Here is a 15,440-nt window from a genome sequence, read left to right as displayed (position 1 = left end):
TCCTCATTCAACCTCGACGCGAGTGATGGCGTGAAGCGGAAGCCTTGGCAAACACAATCTTGCAAAATGTATACAACTAGTATTCATTGGTCGGCGGAGAGCAGGAGGATGACGCGATGGGTGAGCCCACATTTCCGCTGAACGCATGGTATGCCGTGGCCTGGGATGTCGAGGTCAAGCGCGACTTGCTGGCGCGCACGATCTGCAACAAGCCGGTCGTGATGTATAGAAAGCAGGACGGAACGGCGGTGGCGCTGGCCGATGCCTGCTGGCACCGCCTGCTGCCGCTGTCCATGGGTGAGCTTTATGGCGACAATGTCATCTGCGGCTATCACGGGCTGGAATTCGACGATACCGGTCGATGTGTATACATGCCGTCGCAGGACACCATCAATCCGTCCGCCTGTGTCAAATCCTATCCCCTGGTCGAGCGGCATCGATTCATCTGGCTGTGGATGGGCGAGCCGGCGTTGGCGGACCCTGCGCTGGTGCCGGACCTGCATTGGAACGATGACCCTGAATGGGCGTCGGACGGCAAATATATCCATGCCAAGTGCGACTACCGGCTCGTTGTCGACAACCTGATGGACCTGACGCACGAGACCTATGTGCACGGCTCTTCCATCGGCAACCGGGCGGTCGCCGAAGCGCCGTTCGAGGCGACGCATACCGATACGACCGCGACGATCACCCGCTGGATGAAAGACATCGATGCACCGCCATTCTGGCGGGGGCAGCTGGGACAGCCCGGCAACGTCGATCGCTGGCAAATCATTCACTTCGAGGCGCCCTCGACCATAGCCATCGACGTGGGCGTGGCGCTGACCGGAACCGGCGCGCCGGAAGGTGACCGCAGCCAGGGCGTCAACGGCTTCGTGCTCAACACGATGACGCCTGAGACCGACAAGAGCTGCCACTATTTCTGGGCCTTTGCCCGCAACTACAAGCTCGACGAGCAGGCTCGCACCCATAATCTGCGCGAAGGCGTATCCTCGATCTTCCGGGAGGACGAGCGGATCCTCAAGGCCCAGCAAAGGGCCATCGACGCCAATCCCGACCACGTGATCTACAACCTCAATATCGACGCCGGGTCGATGTGGGCGCGCCGGCTGATCGACCGGATGGTGGCCGAGGAAAACGCGTTGCGCGAGGCCGCAGAATGAGCGGCCGGCCGGATCGGGCCCAGCAGTCGCAGCGCGCGCTGATGGGGGTGCGTGATCTGATCGTGTCGGGCGAATTGCGGCCGGGCTCGCGCCTGTCGGAAGTGGCGCTGGCCGAAAAGCTGGGCATTTCGCGCACGCCATTGCGGGCGGCACTGGCCCATCTCGGCCAGGAGGGGCTGATCGATGCCATCCCCTCGGGTGGATATGCGGTGCGCAGCTTTACCCGCGAGGATGTGATCGACGCCATCGAACTGCGCGGCGTGCTCGAAGGCACGGCGCTGCGGCTGGCGGCCGAGCGCGGCGTCGCCCCGGCCCGGATGACCGAACTGCACCGGCTTCTGGCGGAGCTCGACCAGACGCAGAAGGGGGAGGTGGAGGCGATGGATTTCGACCGCTATGTCGACCTCAACGCGACCTTTCACGAAAAGCTCTGGGGCCTAGGCAGCCAGACCATCCGGCGCGAGGTGGAGCGGGTGACCAGCCTGCCCTTCGCCTCGCCCAGCGCGTTCCTGCACAAGCAGGCCGACGTCGCCGCCTTTCGCCGCTCGCTCTACGGAGCACAGGCCCAGCATAAGGCCATGGTCAACGCGATCGAACTGCGCGAGGGGGCCAGGGCCGAGGCTTTGGCGCGCGAACATGCGCGGCTTGCCCGGCAGAATCTGGAATTCGTGCTGGACGAGGACCGCAGCCTGATCCGCCGGGTGCCGGCCCTGTCCCTGGTCGTGGGTTAGGACGGAAAACGGCGGCTCCCGGTTTCGCGGGAGGGCCGCCGAGTGTGTGACCATCGCGGTGGTCACACGAGGGAGGAACGGAATGCGCAATCGCGTGGAGTGGCGGGATGCCCGCGTCGCCGATGTCCGGCAGGTTGCCGAGGACGTTCGCCAGATCGTCTTTGATGCCGATGGTACCGTGCCCCGGTTCGATCCGGGTTCGCACAGCAATTTCCGGGTCGAAGCCGGGGGTGGCTGGACCAACCGGACCTATACCGTCATCCCGGCCAGGCCCGGGCAGATCGCGGTGGCCGTCAAGCTGCATCCCCAGAGCCGGGGCGGGTCGCGCTATATGTGGGGACTGGAACCCGGGCAGGCGGCGCGACTGACCCTGCCGGAAAACCGGTTCGAACTCAGTTGGCGCGCGCGCCACTATCTGCTGCTCGCCGGTGGCATCGGCATCACCCCGATCTATGGCATGGCGCGGGCCCTTGCGGCGCGCGGGGCATCGCTGCGCGTGGTCTATGCGGCGCGCAGCCGGGCACTCATGGCCTTTGCCGATGAATTAGAGGACCTGCTCGGCGACCGGCTCGACCTGCGGGATAATGCGCGCGGGGAGCATATTGATCTGAGCGCAGAGTTCGCGGCCCTGCCGGCCGATACCGAATGTTACCTCTGCGGGCCGATCGGCATGCTGGAAGCCGCGAAAACGGCATGGGCCGCCAGCGGCCGCCCGATCAGCCGGCTGCGCTACGAGGTGTTCGGCGATAGCGGATTGTTCGCGGAGCAGGAATTTACCGTCCGGGTGCTCAATCGCGACATCACCGTGCCGGTGCGGCCGGACCAGACGCTGCTCGATGCGCTGATCGGGGCGGGCGTGGACATGATCTATGATTGCCAGCGCGGTGAATGCGGGTTGTGTGCGGTCAGAATCGTCGATCGCACCGGCGAGCTCGATCATCGTGATGTCTTTTTCAGCCGGGAGGAGAAGGCTGAGAGCGAGCGCATGTGCGCCTGCGTGTCGCGCCTTGCCGGGGGCGAGGCGGTGATCGATGTCGGTTATCGCGCCGGGAGTTAGGCGAAACGCTGCGGTAGCGTAGACTTACGGCGTTTGGCGCCGGAAGGACTTGCGCCTGATTTAGTTATGATACATAACTATATTCGTGAGGGAGGATCTCATGGATATCAAGGCGACGCCCGTTCGTCATGTGCGGCTGGGGAATATGGCGGCGGCGGCCGAACACCGGGCCAATGGCACCACCATCATCCGTTCAGTGGAGCCGCTTGGCGCCTATCCGCGCTCGATTGTCGATGCGCTGGCCGGCTGGGCCGAGAAGACCCCGGACAGGGTCTTGATCGCCGACCGGCTGGGCGCGGGATGGCGCGAGATGAGCTTTGCCGAGGTGATGCAGGCTATTCCGCCATTGGCGCAGGCCCTGCTTGACGCCGGGCTCTCGGCCGAGCGGCCGTTGATGATCATCTCGGGCAATGAGGTCGAGCATTTCCTCCTGGGTCTGGCCGCGATCTGGGTCGGCATTCCCTATGCGCCGATTTCGCCGGCCTATTCACTGGTGTCCACCGATTACGGCAAGCTCAAGCATATTGCGGGCCTGGTGACGCCGGGCATGGTTTATGCCAGCGATGGCGAAAAGTTCTCGGCCGCCATTGCCGCTACCTTTGGCGCGGATGTGCCGCTGATCGTGCGGACCAATCCGCCCGCCGGCCGGCCGGTCAAGGTCTTCGACGACCTGCTTGAGACCCCGGTTACCCCGGCTGTGGCGGCGGCGCATGAGGCCATTACCGGGGACACAATCGCCAAGATCCTCTTTACATCCGGTTCGACCGGCCTGCCAAAGGGGGTCATTACCACCAATCGCATGATGGCCTGCAACCAGGAGATGATCCGCACGGCGCTGGCCTTCGTCGCCGACGAGCCGCCGGTGCTGCTCGACTGGATGCCCTGGAACCATGTGGCTGGCGGCAGCCACAATACCGGCATGGCCATCTATAATGGCGGGTCCTTCTATATCGATGATGGCCAGCCGACGCCGGCGCGGATCGGCCGCACGCTCGAAAATCTCAAGACCGTGCAGCCCACCTTCTTCACCAATGTCCCAAAAGCCTACGAATTCCTGGTCGCCGCCTTCGACGAGCATCCCGAGGCGCGCCGCAATCTTTTCGCCAAGCTCAAGCTGCTGCAATATGCGGGAGCGGGCCTCTCCCAGCACGTGTTCGAGGGGCTCGACAAGGCGGCGCGGGCCGAGACCGGCGAGCGGGTGCTGATCATCACCGGCTATGGCTCGACCGAAACGGCGCCCTTTGCCTTCACCACCACCTGGGCGGTGGAAGAGGCCGGCCATATCGGCCTGCCGGCGGCCGGCATGACGGTCAAGCTGGTGCCCAATGGCGACAAGACCGAATTGCGGCTCAAGGGCCCCAATGTGACGCCGGGCTATTGGCGCGATGCCGAAAAGACCGCCGAGGCCTTTGACGAGGAAGGCTTTTATCGCATCGGCGACGCGGTGCGCTTTGCCGACCCGGACGATGTCGCCAAGGGGCTGATCTTCGATGGCCGGGTGACCGAGGATTTCAAGCTCTCCACCGGGACCTGGGTCAATTTCGCGGCGGTGCGTTCGGCAGTCATTGCTGCCTGTGCGCCGCTCATTCGCGACGTGGTGCTGACGGGCTTGGACCTCAACTATATCGGCGCGATGATCTTTCCGGACCTGGCCGCCTGTGCCCGCCATGCCGGGCTGCCGGGAGAGACCGATGCGGCGACGATCCTTGCGCACCCCGCGGTGCGCGAAAAATTCGCCGATAGCCTAATGGGCCTGGCGCAGGCATCCACCGGCAGCTCCAACCATGTGGCGCGGGCGGTGGTGATGACCGAGCTGCCCGATATCGACCGGGGCGAGGTGACCGACAAGGGTTCGATCAATCAGCGCGCCGTGCGGACGCATCGGGCCGATCTCATCAAGGCGCTTTACGCCGAGGCGCCGGGCCCCGATATCTTCATCCTGCCGCGAAAGGGCATGTAGCATGAGCAAGGGCCTTCGCCTGACTTTCGAGGATGCGTGGCTGCTGGGCGGCGCAAGGACGCCGTTCGTCGACTATCGCGGCGCCTTTGCCGAGATTTCGCCCATTGACCTGGGCATTGCGGCGGCGCGTGCGGCGATTGCAAAGACCGGCGTCAAGGCCGGCGATATCGGCCATACCATTGCCGGTTCGATGGCCCAGGCGTCGTTCGATGCCTATGTCACGCCGCGCCATATCGGCCTTTATGCCGGTGCGCCAACCGAGGCGCCGGCGCATCTGGTGCAGCGCATTTGCGGTACGGGGCTGGAAGTGATCGCGCAGGCCGCGGATTCGGTGTCGCTCGGGCGCACCGATCTCACCCTTGCGGCCGGCTGCGAGAGCATGAGCCGCAACCCGATTGCCGCCTATACGCATCGCAATGGCTTTGCCATGGGCAAGGTGGAGTTCAAGGACTTCCTCTGGGAGGCGCTCTACGATCCCGCCGGATGCGTCAATATGGGCGACACGGCCGAGAACCTGGCCAAGAAATACAACATCTCCCGTGAGCGGGTGGATCGGTTTGCCGAGCGCAGCTTCAATCGCGCCATCGCCGCTCGCGACGCCGGTATCCTGGCCGAGGAAATCGCGGCCGTGTCGAGCCAAAATTTTGAAATCGAGGGCCTTGAGGCGCGGGGGCTTAAGCTGCCGCGCGGGGTCGAAAGCGTCGATACCGACAGCCACATAAGGCCGTCACCCTATGAAGTGCTGGCGCGGCTGCGTCCGGCCTTTGGCGGCGTGCAGACCGGCGGCAATTCATCGGCCATCGTCGATGGCGCCGGGGCTGTGCTGGTCGCCTCCGCCGCCTATGCCCGCGACAACGGTCATAAGCCGCTGGCCCGCATTGTTGCCAGTGCCGCCGTCGGGGTGCCGCCGCAGATTATGGGGATCGGTCCGGCGCCGGCCATCCGCGCCGTGCTGGAAACGGCCGGGTTGTCGCTGGATCAGATCGGGCGGGTGGAAATCAACGAGGCATTCGGGGCGCAAATCCTGGCCTGCGTGGATGAACTGGGGCTCGACGAGGACAGGCTCAACGTCAATGGCGGGGCCATTGCCATCGGCCATCCGCTGGGCGTGACGGGTATCCGGCTGGGCCTGACACTGGCGCTGGAACTCAAGCGCTCCAATACGCGCTACGGCATTGCGTCGGCCTGTATTGGCGGCGGACAGGGCATTGCGCTGCTGCTCGAAAACGTGGAGGCCAGCTGATGGACGTCGCGGGCAAGGTTGCCTTTATCACCGGCGGTGCCTCCGGGCTGGGTGCAGCCACGGCGCGGGCGCTGACAGACGCGGGCGCCCGGGTGGCCATATTCGACCGCGATGCCGACAAGGGCATGGCGATTGCTAAGGAACTGGGCGGACAGTTTTTTTCCGCCGACGTTGCCAATGCCGAAAGCGCCGAAGCGGCAGTGAATGCGGCGATTGCTGCACTCGGCAGTCCATCGGTGCTGGTCAATTGCGCCGGGATCGGAACGGCGGCTCGGATCGTGGGGCGCGACGGGCCGATGCCGCTCGATGCCTTTTCCCGGGTGATCAATGTCAACCTGCTCGGCAGCTTCAACATGATGCGGCTGTGCGCCCATGCCATGTCGCTGGGGGAGGCCGATGGCAACGGCCAGCGCGGCGTCATCATTTCGACGGCATCGGTCGCGGCGTTCGAAGGGCAGATCGGGCAGGCGGCCTATGCGGCCTCCAAGGGCGGCATCGTCTCGCTGACCCTGCCGGCGGCGCGCGAATTTGCCCGCTTCGGCATCCGCGTGCTGGCCATTGCCCCCGGGCTCTTCCTGACGCCACTTCTGGCGGAACTGCCGCAGGAGGTCCAGGATGGATTGGGGGCCTCGATTCCCAACCCGGCGCGGCTGGGCCGGCCGGAAGAATTCGCGGCGCTGGTGATGGCGATGATCGGCAACGACTATCTCAATGGCGAAGTGGTGCGGCTCGACGGCGCCCTGCGCATGCAGCCCAAATAGGCCGGACATGTTTTCCCAAACCATTTCCATCACGATCCAGTTCGGTGACTGCGACCCGGCAGGGATCGTCTATTACCCCAATTATTTCCGCTTCTTCGACAATGCGACGGCGGGCCTGGTGAGCGCGGCACTGGGCATGGGCAAGCGCAACTGGCTCGAGCATTACGGTATTGCGGGCATTCCCATGGTCGATACCGGGGCGCGGTTTTTCAAGCCGAGTTCATTTGGCGATACGGTGCAGATCCGCTCGGAGATCGTCGAACTGGGGCGGTCGAGTTTTTCGGTGAAGCACAGCCTGCTCCGGGACGGTGAGGTGGCCATCGAGGCCCATGAGAAGCGCGTCTGGGTGGCGCGGGATGCCGAGGGCGGCATTCGCGCCACGCCACTTCCGGACGAGGTCCGCCGCAAGCTCGGTGCGCAATGATCAAGGATAGGGAAGGACAAGCAATGGCCGGGGTTCTGACGGTGACCGAGCGGGATGGCATTGCCCATCTCGAACTCAACCGGCCTGAAAAGCGCAATGCGCTCAATGATGACCTGATCACAGCGCTCGATGGCTATTTCAGCGCCGTGCCGCAGGCCATTCGTGTCATCGTCATTTCCGGCAAGGGCGGGCATTTCTCATCGGGACTTGATCTCTCCCAGCATGTGGCGCGCCAGCCCCTCGAGGTCATGGCCCATTCGCGCAACTGGCACCGGGTGATGGCGCTGGTGGCCCATTCGCCCGTGCCGGTGGTGGCGGCGATGAGTGGCGCGGTGATGGGCGGCGGGCTGGAATTCGCGGCAGCCTGCCACGTGCGCGTGGCCGAGGAAACCGTGCGGTTCCAGATGCCGGAAGGTCTGCGCGGGATATTCGTGGGTGGCGGCGGATCGGTGCGAATTTCGCGCCTGATCGGGCCCGACCGGCTGACGGAAATGATGCTGACCGGCCGCACCTATTCGGGCACTGACGGGGAGCGGCTTGGCCTGGCCCACCACCTGGTTGCAGAGGGTGGCGCGCTGGACAAGGCCCTGGAGCTTGCCGGGCGCATTGCCAGCAATTCCCGCACCATCAATGGCTTCATCATCCAGGCGATCGCCCAGATCAGCACCATGCCGCCGGAGGCCGGGCTCTATGCGGAAAGCCTGACGGCGGCGCTCAGCCAGACCGGGCCGGATGCCGAGGAGGGGTTGCGCGCCTTTCTGGAAAAGCGTCCGCCCAATTTCCGGTGAGTGGCAGCCGAGGGGCGAGGGAGGTGGAGTTTCAGTTCACCGGTGAACCGCGCTCAATCAACTGAGGCGATCGAGGAGTTCGAGGAGGTGTTCGCGCACTTCGGGGCCACCAAGACGGGCGACGATGTCCTGCTCGAGACCATCATGGATGGCCTTGGCGCGGGCCAGAAAGGCATCGCCCGCCGGGGTCAGATGCAGGGCATTGGCGCGCTTGTCGGCCGCGGAGGGGATGCGCTCGACGAGGCCGCGATCTTCAAGCCCATGCACCAGGGTGACGAGATTGGCGCGCTTGATGCCCAGGACCTCGGCGATTTCGGTCTGCTTGCGGCCAGGATTGTCGTCAATCAGGACCAGAACCGAATACTCGGCCGGCCGCAACTGCATCTGTTCGAAGGCGGTGAGGAATTGCTGGAAGACATTGAGCTGGGCGCGTCGCAGACGATAGCCGACAATGCCGGTGGTGGCGCTGGAGCGAATGGCGCCATCGGCGACGTCGGAGACTGATGGTGCAGAAGGAGCCGGGTCTGGACGCATCAGGTGTGGGCCTCGCTGACTTGTGGGTGTGGTCTTGGTTTTAGCATTGCCTGATTTTGGTTATCCAGCATAACTTTGGTGCGTTCCGAGTGAGAGGGCCGTGGACGAGGCCAATTCCAGTCAATCATGCAGCCTCAGTTATTGATTGCGGATGAAACCGCTATGACAATGCCCAAAAAGGGCGGGTTTTGATAAGGCATAGGTTATTTCGGCATGGGAATTTCTCATTTTACATGCCGGGCAAACTGGGCCTTTAATCGGGACAAACGGGGGGACTATTTTGGTATTCAGGGATGAATCCGTTCTGGGACGGCTGATCGTGGGGCTGGCCAAATGGCTGGCCATTGCCGGTGGGCTGGTGCTCATGGCTATGGTGGCCATGGTGGTGGTCAGCGTAGTTGGCCGCGCCTTGCTGTGGATCGGCCTGCGCCCGATCACCGGTGACTACGAACTGGTGTCGGTGGGCATGGGTTTTGCCATTTTCGCCTTCATGCCCTGGGCGCATCTGACGCGCGGGCATGCCCTCGTGTCCCTGGTCACGGACAGTTTCGGCCAGACCATCAACAACTGGATCCTGGTCATCACCGACACGATGATGCTGGCCTTGTCGGCCTTCATCGCCTGGCGCCTCTATTTCGGCATGATGGACAAGTTCGCCTATCGCGAAACCACGCTGCTGCTGCGGTTTCCCATGGGCTGGGCCTATGCCGCGGGCATGGTCGGGGCCGTCATCATGGTCGTGGTGGCGCTCTATGTGGTGGGCCGCTCGCTGAGCTATGCCCTGGCCAATGAGGCCGAACCCAAGCAGGCGGGAGCCGAGTCATGACGCCCCTGATCCTTGGCATTCTCGGTATTCCCGCAGTCCTGATCCTGATTTTCCTGCGCGTGCCAATCGGCCTGGCCATGTTCGCCATCGGCGTCACCGGCACCTGGCTGATCAGCGGCAGCTTTAATCCCATCGCCGCCCAGTTCAAAAACCTCACCTATTCAACCTATGCGTCCTATTCGCTGTCGGTTGTGCCGCTGTTTCTGCTCATGGGGCAGTTCGCGACGCTTGGCGGGCTGTCGGCGGGGCTCTTCAATGCTGCGGCCGCCTGGCTCGGGCATCGCAAGGGCGGGGTGGCCATGGCCGCCATCGGCGCCAGCGCCGGTTTTGGCGCCATCTGCGGCTCGTCGCTGGCAACGGCGGCGACCATGGGGCGCGTGGCGCTGCCAGAACTGAAGAAATACGGCTATTCCGGCGCGCTTTCGACCGGCGCGGTGGCAGCCGGCGGCACGCTGGGCATTCTCATCCCGCCCTCGATCATCCTCGTGATCTTCGCGGTGCTGACCGAGCAGAACATCGCCAAGCTGTTCATGGGCGCCTTCGTGCCGGGCATTCTTGCCGCCATCGGCTATCTGATCGTCATTGCCATCTATGTGCGGGTGCGACCCGATTCCGGCGGGGTGCGCGAGCGCATGCCCTATGGCCAGCGTTTCCGCGAACTGTTCAAGACCTGGCCGGTGCTGGTGGTGTTCCTGCTGGTCATCGGCGGCATCTATGCCGGCATCTTCACCCCCACCGAGGCAGCAGCAATCGGCGCAGCCGGCACCTTCGTCATTGCCCTGGCGGCGCGGAGCCTTGATCGCAAGTCGATCACCGAAGCCTGCCTCATCACCGCGCGCTCGACCGCCATGATCTTCCTGATCGTGCTCGGCGCGGCGGCGCTCAACAGCTTCCTGGCGCTTTCGCAGGTGCCGCAGGTGATGGCCGCCTGGGTCGGCGACCAGGGGTTCAATCCCTGGATCGTGCTGGTGCTGGTCCTGATCTTCTATCTCATCATGGGCTGCGTGATGGACTCGCTGTCGATGATCCTGCTGACCGTGCCGATCATCTATCCGATGATGTCGGTGCTCGATTTCGGGCTGACGCCGGACGAGTTCGGCATCTGGTTCGGCATCATCGTGCTGATCGTCGTCGAGGTGGGGCTGATCACGCCACCCGTGGGCATGAACCTGTTCATCATCAACTCGATGTCGCCGGAAACCCGGCTGTCTCACACCTATCGCGGCGTGCTGCCCTTCGTGGCCAGCGACATCGTCCGCACCGCTATCCTCGTGGCGTTTCCACCCATCACTTTGTGGTTGGTCTGGATGCTCTACTAGGCAGTTTCGACCCGTCGCGCCTGCCCCGGAGGACCTGGTGGGCGCGACACACTATAATCGGCCCATGGCCATAAAGGGAGGAAACCCATGAAGACGAAAATGCTGGTACTGGGCGCCTTGACGGCGTTTGCCATGTCCACCACGGCCTTTGCCCAGGAAGTGACCCTGCGCATCCACCAGATGCTTCCGGCGCAGGCGACCATTCCGGCCCAGGCCATCGAGCCCTGGGCTGCCAAGGTGCAGGAAGAATCGGGCGGGCGGATCAAGTTCGAACTCTATCCGGCCATGCAGCTGGGGGGCGCGCCGCCGGAACTGTTCGACCAGGCCAAGGATGGCGTGGTGGATATCATCTGGACCGTTCTGGGCTATACGCCCGGCCGCTTCCCCAAGTCGGAAGTGTTTGAGCTGCCCTTCTTCACCACCACGGCCGAGCCGTCTTCGGCCGCCTTCTACAACTATGTGATGGAAAACGCCCCCGAAGAGTTCGCGGGCGTGCATGTCATCGCGCTGCACACGCACGGTCCGGGCCTGTTCCACTCCAAGGACCCGATCAACAGCCTCGAAGACCTGGCGGGCATGAAGGTGCGTGGCGGTTCGCGCATCATTTCGAGCATGCTGGCCGAGCTGGGTGCCGAGCCCGTGGGCATGCCGGTGCCGCAGGTGACCGAGGCCCTGTCCAAGGGCGTGATCGACGCCACCACCATTCCGTGGGAAGTGACGCCGTCGCTGCGCGTGGCCGAGCTGGTCAAGAACCATACCGGCTTCACCAGCGAATACGGTCTCTATACGCAGACCTTCGGCTTCGTGATGAACATGGACAGCTACAACAACCTGCCGGACGATTTGCGCGCCATCATCGACGCTAATTCGGGCCTCGAAACCTCGCGCCAGTTCGGTGCGGTGATGGATACGGGCGACGCGAACGGCCTGTCGATCGCGGTCAATGCCGGCAACAATGTCGTGCAGCTCGACGAGGCCGAAACGGCGCGCTGGCAGGAAGCTGCCCAGCCCACCGTCGATGGCTGGTTCGCCGAGATGGAAGCACTGGGTCTGGATGGCCGCGCCCTCTATGACGCCGCCAAGGCTTCCATGGACGCTCAGAAGTAAGTCAGGCATCCGCTGACGTCGAAAAAGGGCCCCGTCACTATTGTGGCGGGGTCTTTTCGTTGGCAGCAGGATGTGCGGATTGAGTTGCGAAGGACCGGGGCCGGCATCACCCCCACCCGGCTCTGCTACGGCCCTGCGGGCCGAGCGACGCTACATGCCATTCGAGCGCAGCTCTCATGGCCTTTTCTGCTAAGATCGCTCCACTGGAGCGATCTTGCCTTCGGCCGCTTCAAAGCCCCTGGTCAGGGGGGTGAAGGGGCGATGGTTCTGTTCGGCGGTGAAGGCTCTAAAGCAGACCGGTATAGTTTTCGGCCAGGCTCTGCTGGGCCGGGAGGGAGCCGGTGAGATAATCGAATTCGGCGCGCTGGATGCGCCGGCCGAAGGCACCGGCGTCGGGGAAGACATGCATGAGGCTGGTCATCCACCAGCTGAACCGTTCGGCCTTCCAGATGCGGTCGAGGGCATTGACTGAATAGGCGTCAAGGCCGGCGTCCGATCGCTCGCCGTAGTGCTCGATGAGCGCATCGGCCAGCATGGCCACGTCGCTGAGGGCCAGGTTAAGGCCCTTGGCGCCGGTCGGTGGCACGATATGGGCGGCGTCGCCGGCCAGGAACAGGCGTCCGAAGCGCAGGGGTTCGGCAACGAAGCTACGCAGTGGCGCGATGGATTTTTCGAGTGCCGGGCCGGTCTGCAAGGCTTCGGCCGTTCGGGCAGGCAGGCGGCGGCGCAACTCGTCCCAGAATTGCTCATCGCTCCAGTTTTCGAGCTTTTCGCTGGTGGGAACCTGGACATAGTAGCGGCTGCGTGTCGGCGAGCGCTGGGAACAGAGGGCGAAGCCGCGCTCGTGATGGGCATAGATGAGCTCGTGATCCACCGGCGGCTTGTCCACCAGCATGCCGAGCCATCCGAAGGGATAGACGCGCTCGAACGTGGTGAGCGCGGTCGCCGGAACGCTGGCGCGGCTGACCCCGTGATAGCCGTCGCAGCCGGTAATGTAGTCGCAGTCCAGCCGATGGGTGACGCCGTCCTTGCGCCAGGTGACGCTGGGGCTGTTGTCGAAATCGTGCAGTTGCACCTCATCGGCCTCATATATCGTGGTGCCCGTGCGGGCTTCCATGAGGTCGCGGGTGACTTCGGTCTGGCCATAGACGGTGACGCTGCGCCCCACCAGCGCCTTGAAGTCGATGCGGTGGCTGTCGCCATCGAAGCTGAGCAGGGTGCCGTCGTGGACGAGCCCTTCGGCGTGGAGGCGACCGGCCAGTTGGGCGCGCTCCATGAGATCGACCGAGCCCTGCTCCAGCACGCCGGCGCGAATGCGGCCGAGGACATAGTCGGCGCTCTTGCGCTCGAGGATGACATTGTCCACCCCGGCAAGGTCGAGAAGGCGCCCGAGCATCAGCCCGGCCGGGCCGGCCCCCACAATAGCGACATTGGTGCGCATGGATTTCTCCTCCTGGGGTCGAGAATGGACCGAAATCCCGATCGAGAGAATGGACAGGGCCCGCAATCGCTTGCACTATTCGAACATGAATCTGATCCCGACCTATGCCCTCTATGGCGAACAGGAGACCCTGCAGGACTGGCTGCATTGGGAAACCATCCCGGCGCGCAGTCGCCTGCATGGCTTTCGCATCGATCCGCACCGGCACGAGCACCTGTTCCAGGTTCTGTCGCTGACTGCGGGCGAGGCAGAGATGCAACTGGACGGGACGCGGGTCCACATCGCAGCGGGGAGCATGGTGGTCGTTCCAGCCATGGTGGTTCATGGCTACGTGTTTTCGCCCGATGTCGACGGCGTGGTGCTGACCCTGTTCGAGCAGGACGTCCGCACGCTCGGCCTGGGATTTGACGGCGCCGAGACCCTGCGCGCCAGCGACAGGCTGGTGGCCAGCCTCGATGGCCTGATCGGGGAGGCCGATCATCCGGGGCATGGGCACGACATGGCGATGCGGGCGCGGCTGACCCTGTTGCTGCTGGACCTGCATCGGGCGCGCCGCGCGGCCATGGCCACACCGGGACCGTCCGGCCGGGCCGTGCAGCATGTCGCGGGTTTTCGCGACCTGGTCGAGCAGCGTTATCGGACCAGCCGGCGGATCGAGGACTATGCCAGCGCCATGGGCATCAGCCCGACGCATCTCAACCGCGTGTGCCAGCAGGTGCTGGGCGTCACCGCGCTCGAAGTCGTGGAGCGGCGCATAGCGCTCGAGGCCAGGCGCCAATTGTTGTTCTCGACCCTCAGCGTCAAGCAGATCGGCGCCGAGCTGGGTTATGACGATCCGGCATACTTCAGCCGCGTCATGACCCGCCTGCTGGGCGCGGCCCCGGCCCGGTTCCGGGCAGAGCAGGGCCGCAATCAGCGGGCGTGAGGTGGTTTGGGCATTTCATCCATGAACCGATTTATCGGCTCCATCGCCCCCTCGCCCCTCAGGGGAGAGGGTCGGGGTGAGGGGTGAAATTTATTCGGCTAGCACAAGTCTGAACCCCTCATCCGGCGCTTCGCGCCACCCCGGATCAAGTCCGGGGCAGGCACTTCTTCCCTCAGGGGAGAAGGGAAGGGGCTCGTCATGACGTTCCAAATGCGAAGATATCTTAGCTCGCCTGCCGCAATCCGGCGGCGACGTCGCGCACGGTCTGCATGAGCGCCGAGGTTGCCAGCGCCAGGGTCGTATCGTTGCGGGTGGTGAAGCCGACCGGACCAAGGGTCTCGCTCATGTCGAAGGGCAGGAGGCGCAGGTGCCCATCGGCAATGTCCTCGGCCACCACACCCTCCGAGATGAACCAGATGGCGTCGGTCTGGCGGATATAGGCGCGGCCGAAGGCATTGGAGACCGTCTCGATCTCCTCGCGCCCCTCGCCGATGCCGTAGGCCAGCAGGATGCGCTCGACCAGGGGCCGGATGACCGAGCCGGGTGTCGGCAGCAGGGTCTGGTAGCCTTCGACCATGCTCAGGGTGAACTCCTGCTCATCCAGAAGCGGATGATCGGGCCTTACGGCGATCACCACCTGCTCGGAATAGAGATGCTCGAAAGACAGGCCCAGCATCAGTTCGGGTTCGGCCATGCGGCCGATGACCAGGTCAACGTCGCCGGAGCGGAGCTGGGCCAATAGATAGTTGTTGGGCCCGGTGATGATCCGGCTCTTGATGCCGGGTTCGCTGAGGGTGAAGCGCCGCACGGCCTCGGGCAGGATACGGGCCGAAACCGAGGGCAGCGCGCCGATCTTGACCAGGGTGGTTTCCTGGGCGCCGCGCGCCGCGTCTATGCCCTGTCGGAGAGCGGCAATGCTGGTGGAGGCATAGCGGTAGAAGATTTCGCCGAACGGGGTCAGTGACAGGCGCCGCCGGCTCCTATCGAAGAGCGAGCCGCCAAGCACCTCTTCGAGCTCCTGCACCGTCTTGGTGGCGGCGGGCTGGCTGATATTGAGCGCTTCGGCGGCGTTGACCACGCTGCGGAGCCTGGCCACCTCGAGAAAGCAGGCGATATGCCGGATCTTGATCCGCGGGTCGATGATGCGTTGGGCCATGGCGA

15 protein-coding genes are annotated in these 15,440 nt (G+C 64.2%); 12 read left to right on the top strand and 3 right to left on the bottom strand.

The annotated features are described in order from the left end of the window. Positions 1-116: 116 nt before the first annotated feature. The 8 genes from KIT02_RS08640 (at position 117) to KIT02_RS08605 (ending at position 8,127) form a co-directional block, all read left to right on the top strand. On the top strand, positions 117-1,163 hold the full coding sequence (locus tag KIT02_RS08640; RefSeq protein WP_297585018.1) for an aromatic ring-hydroxylating dioxygenase subunit alpha: 1,047 nt from the start codon (positions 117-119) through the stop codon (positions 1,161-1,163). Then, positions 1,160-1,894 carry a GntR family transcriptional regulator gene (locus KIT02_RS08635; protein WP_297585015.1) on the top strand — a complete coding sequence of 245 codons (735 nt, stop codon included), beginning with the start codon at positions 1,160-1,162 and terminating at the stop codon, positions 1,892-1,894. The genes KIT02_RS08640 and KIT02_RS08635 overlap by 4 nt, the downstream gene beginning before the upstream one ends. Before the next feature lie 82 nt (positions 1,895-1,976). Continuing rightward, positions 1,977-2,951 (top strand): PDR/VanB family oxidoreductase, encoded by a 975-nt coding sequence (locus KIT02_RS08630; RefSeq protein WP_297585012.1) that lies wholly within the window; start codon positions 1,977-1,979, stop codon positions 2,949-2,951. Between the two features lie 100 nt (positions 2,952-3,051). Next, entirely contained in the window at positions 3,052-4,911 is a 1,860-nt protein-coding gene (locus tag KIT02_RS08625; RefSeq protein WP_297585009.1) for a feruloyl-CoA synthase, read from the top strand. Between the two features lies 1 nt (position 4,912). Continuing rightward, positions 4,913-6,154, top strand: coding sequence for a thiolase family protein (locus KIT02_RS08620; protein ID WP_297585006.1), 1,242 nt, complete (start codon positions 4,913-4,915; stop codon positions 6,152-6,154). Beyond that, positions 6,154-6,915 carry an SDR family NAD(P)-dependent oxidoreductase gene (locus KIT02_RS08615; protein ID WP_297585003.1) on the top strand — a complete coding sequence of 254 codons (762 nt, stop codon included), beginning with the start codon at positions 6,154-6,156 and terminating at the stop codon, positions 6,913-6,915. Before KIT02_RS08620 ends, KIT02_RS08615 begins: the two co-directional genes overlap by 1 nt. Before the next feature lie 7 nt (positions 6,916-6,922). After that, a complete protein-coding gene (locus tag KIT02_RS08610; RefSeq protein ID WP_297585000.1) occupies positions 6,923-7,339 on the top strand; it encodes a thioesterase family protein in 417 nt (138 codons plus the stop codon). Positions 7,340-7,362: 23 nt separating this feature from the next. Then, positions 7,363-8,127: a crotonase/enoyl-CoA hydratase family protein gene (locus KIT02_RS08605; RefSeq protein ID WP_297584996.1), complete on the top strand. Its 765-nt coding sequence runs from the start codon at positions 7,363-7,365 to the stop codon at positions 8,125-8,127. Positions 8,128-8,184: 57 nt separating this feature from the next. On the opposite strand, the gene KIT02_RS08600 is transcribed toward KIT02_RS08605, so the two are convergent. Continuing rightward, positions 8,185-8,661: a MarR family winged helix-turn-helix transcriptional regulator gene (locus tag KIT02_RS08600; protein ID WP_297584994.1), complete on the bottom strand. Its 477-nt coding sequence runs from the start codon at positions 8,659-8,661 to the stop codon at positions 8,185-8,187. 280 nt (positions 8,662-8,941) lie between these two features. Here KIT02_RS08600 and KIT02_RS08595 point away from each other — a divergent pair, with 280 nt between their 5' ends. The 3 genes from KIT02_RS08595 (at position 8,942) to KIT02_RS08585 (ending at position 11,913) form a co-directional block, all read left to right on the top strand. After that, positions 8,942-9,487, top strand: a complete 546-nt coding sequence (locus KIT02_RS08595; protein ID WP_297584992.1) for a TRAP transporter small permease — start codon at positions 8,942-8,944, stop codon at positions 9,485-9,487. After that, positions 9,484-10,806: a TRAP transporter large permease gene (locus KIT02_RS08590; RefSeq protein ID WP_297584989.1), complete on the top strand. Its 1,323-nt coding sequence runs from the start codon at positions 9,484-9,486 to the stop codon at positions 10,804-10,806. The genes KIT02_RS08595 and KIT02_RS08590 overlap by 4 nt, the downstream gene beginning before the upstream one ends. 87 nt (positions 10,807-10,893) lie before the next feature. Then, entirely contained in the window at positions 10,894-11,913 is a 1,020-nt protein-coding gene (locus tag KIT02_RS08585) for a TRAP transporter substrate-binding protein (protein WP_297584987.1), read from the top strand. A 286-nt stretch (positions 11,914-12,199) separates the two neighbouring features. Here the strand turns inward: KIT02_RS08585 and pobA are convergent, their stop codons facing one another. Further along, a complete protein-coding gene (gene pobA / locus KIT02_RS08580) occupies positions 12,200-13,354 on the bottom strand; it encodes a 4-hydroxybenzoate 3-monooxygenase (RefSeq protein ID WP_297584984.1) in 1,155 nt (384 codons plus the stop codon). 85 nt (positions 13,355-13,439) lie between these two features. On the opposite strand from pobA, the gene KIT02_RS08575 reads away from it, so the two are divergent. Further along, complete coding sequence (locus KIT02_RS08575) at positions 13,440-14,279, top strand: helix-turn-helix domain-containing protein (RefSeq protein ID WP_297584980.1); 840 nt, start codon at positions 13,440-13,442, stop codon at positions 14,277-14,279. Positions 14,280-14,502: 223 nt separating this feature from the next. On the opposite strand, the gene pcaQ is transcribed toward KIT02_RS08575, so the two are convergent. Further along, the gene (gene pcaQ, locus KIT02_RS08570; RefSeq protein ID WP_297585170.1) at positions 14,503-15,423 is read right to left on the bottom strand and encodes a pca operon transcription factor PcaQ; all 921 of its coding nucleotides are present in this window, start codon (positions 15,421-15,423) and stop codon (positions 14,503-14,505) included. Positions 15,424-15,440 lie beyond the last annotated feature (17 nt).

This window comes from Devosia sp. (genome assembly GCF_025809055.1).
In the GTDB taxonomy this organism is placed as follows: Bacteria; Pseudomonadota; Alphaproteobacteria; order Rhizobiales; family Devosiaceae; genus Devosia.
Note: the sequence above shows the minus strand (reverse complement) of the source record. Positions and strands in the feature narration are given on the sequence as shown.

Bases quoted from the DNA above. Each gene is read 5' to 3' on its own strand.
- KIT02_RS08640 (WP_297585018.1), top strand. From the start codon at position 117: ATGGGTGAGCCCACATTTCCGCTGAACGCATGGTATGCCGTGGCCTGG.
- KIT02_RS08635 (WP_297585015.1), top strand. From the start codon at position 1,160: ATGAGCGGCCGGCCGGATCGGGCCCAGCAGTCGCAGCGCGCGCTGATG.
- KIT02_RS08630 (WP_297585012.1), top strand. From the start codon at position 1,977: ATGCGCAATCGCGTGGAGTGGCGGGATGCCCGCGTCGCCGATGTCCGG.
- KIT02_RS08625 (WP_297585009.1), top strand. From the start codon at position 3,052: ATGGATATCAAGGCGACGCCCGTTCGTCATGTGCGGCTGGGGAATATG.
- KIT02_RS08620 (WP_297585006.1), top strand. From the start codon at position 4,913: ATGAGCAAGGGCCTTCGCCTGACTTTCGAGGATGCGTGGCTGCTGGGC.
- KIT02_RS08615 (WP_297585003.1), top strand. From the start codon at position 6,154: ATGGACGTCGCGGGCAAGGTTGCCTTTATCACCGGCGGTGCCTCCGGG.
- KIT02_RS08610 (WP_297585000.1), top strand. From the start codon at position 6,923: ATGTTTTCCCAAACCATTTCCATCACGATCCAGTTCGGTGACTGCGAC.
- KIT02_RS08605 (WP_297584996.1), top strand. From the start codon at position 7,363: ATGGCCGGGGTTCTGACGGTGACCGAGCGGGATGGCATTGCCCATCTC.
- KIT02_RS08600 (WP_297584994.1), bottom strand. From the start codon at position 8,661: ATGCGTCCAGACCCGGCTCCTTCTGCACCATCAGTCTCCGACGTCGCC.
- KIT02_RS08590 (WP_297584989.1), top strand. From the start codon at position 9,484: ATGACGCCCCTGATCCTTGGCATTCTCGGTATTCCCGCAGTCCTGATC.
- KIT02_RS08585 (WP_297584987.1), top strand. From the start codon at position 10,894: ATGAAGACGAAAATGCTGGTACTGGGCGCCTTGACGGCGTTTGCCATG.
- pobA (WP_297584984.1), bottom strand. From the start codon at position 13,354: ATGCGCACCAATGTCGCTATTGTGGGGGCCGGCCCGGCCGGGCTGATG.
- KIT02_RS08575 (WP_297584980.1), top strand. From the start codon at position 13,440: ATGAATCTGATCCCGACCTATGCCCTCTATGGCGAACAGGAGACCCTG.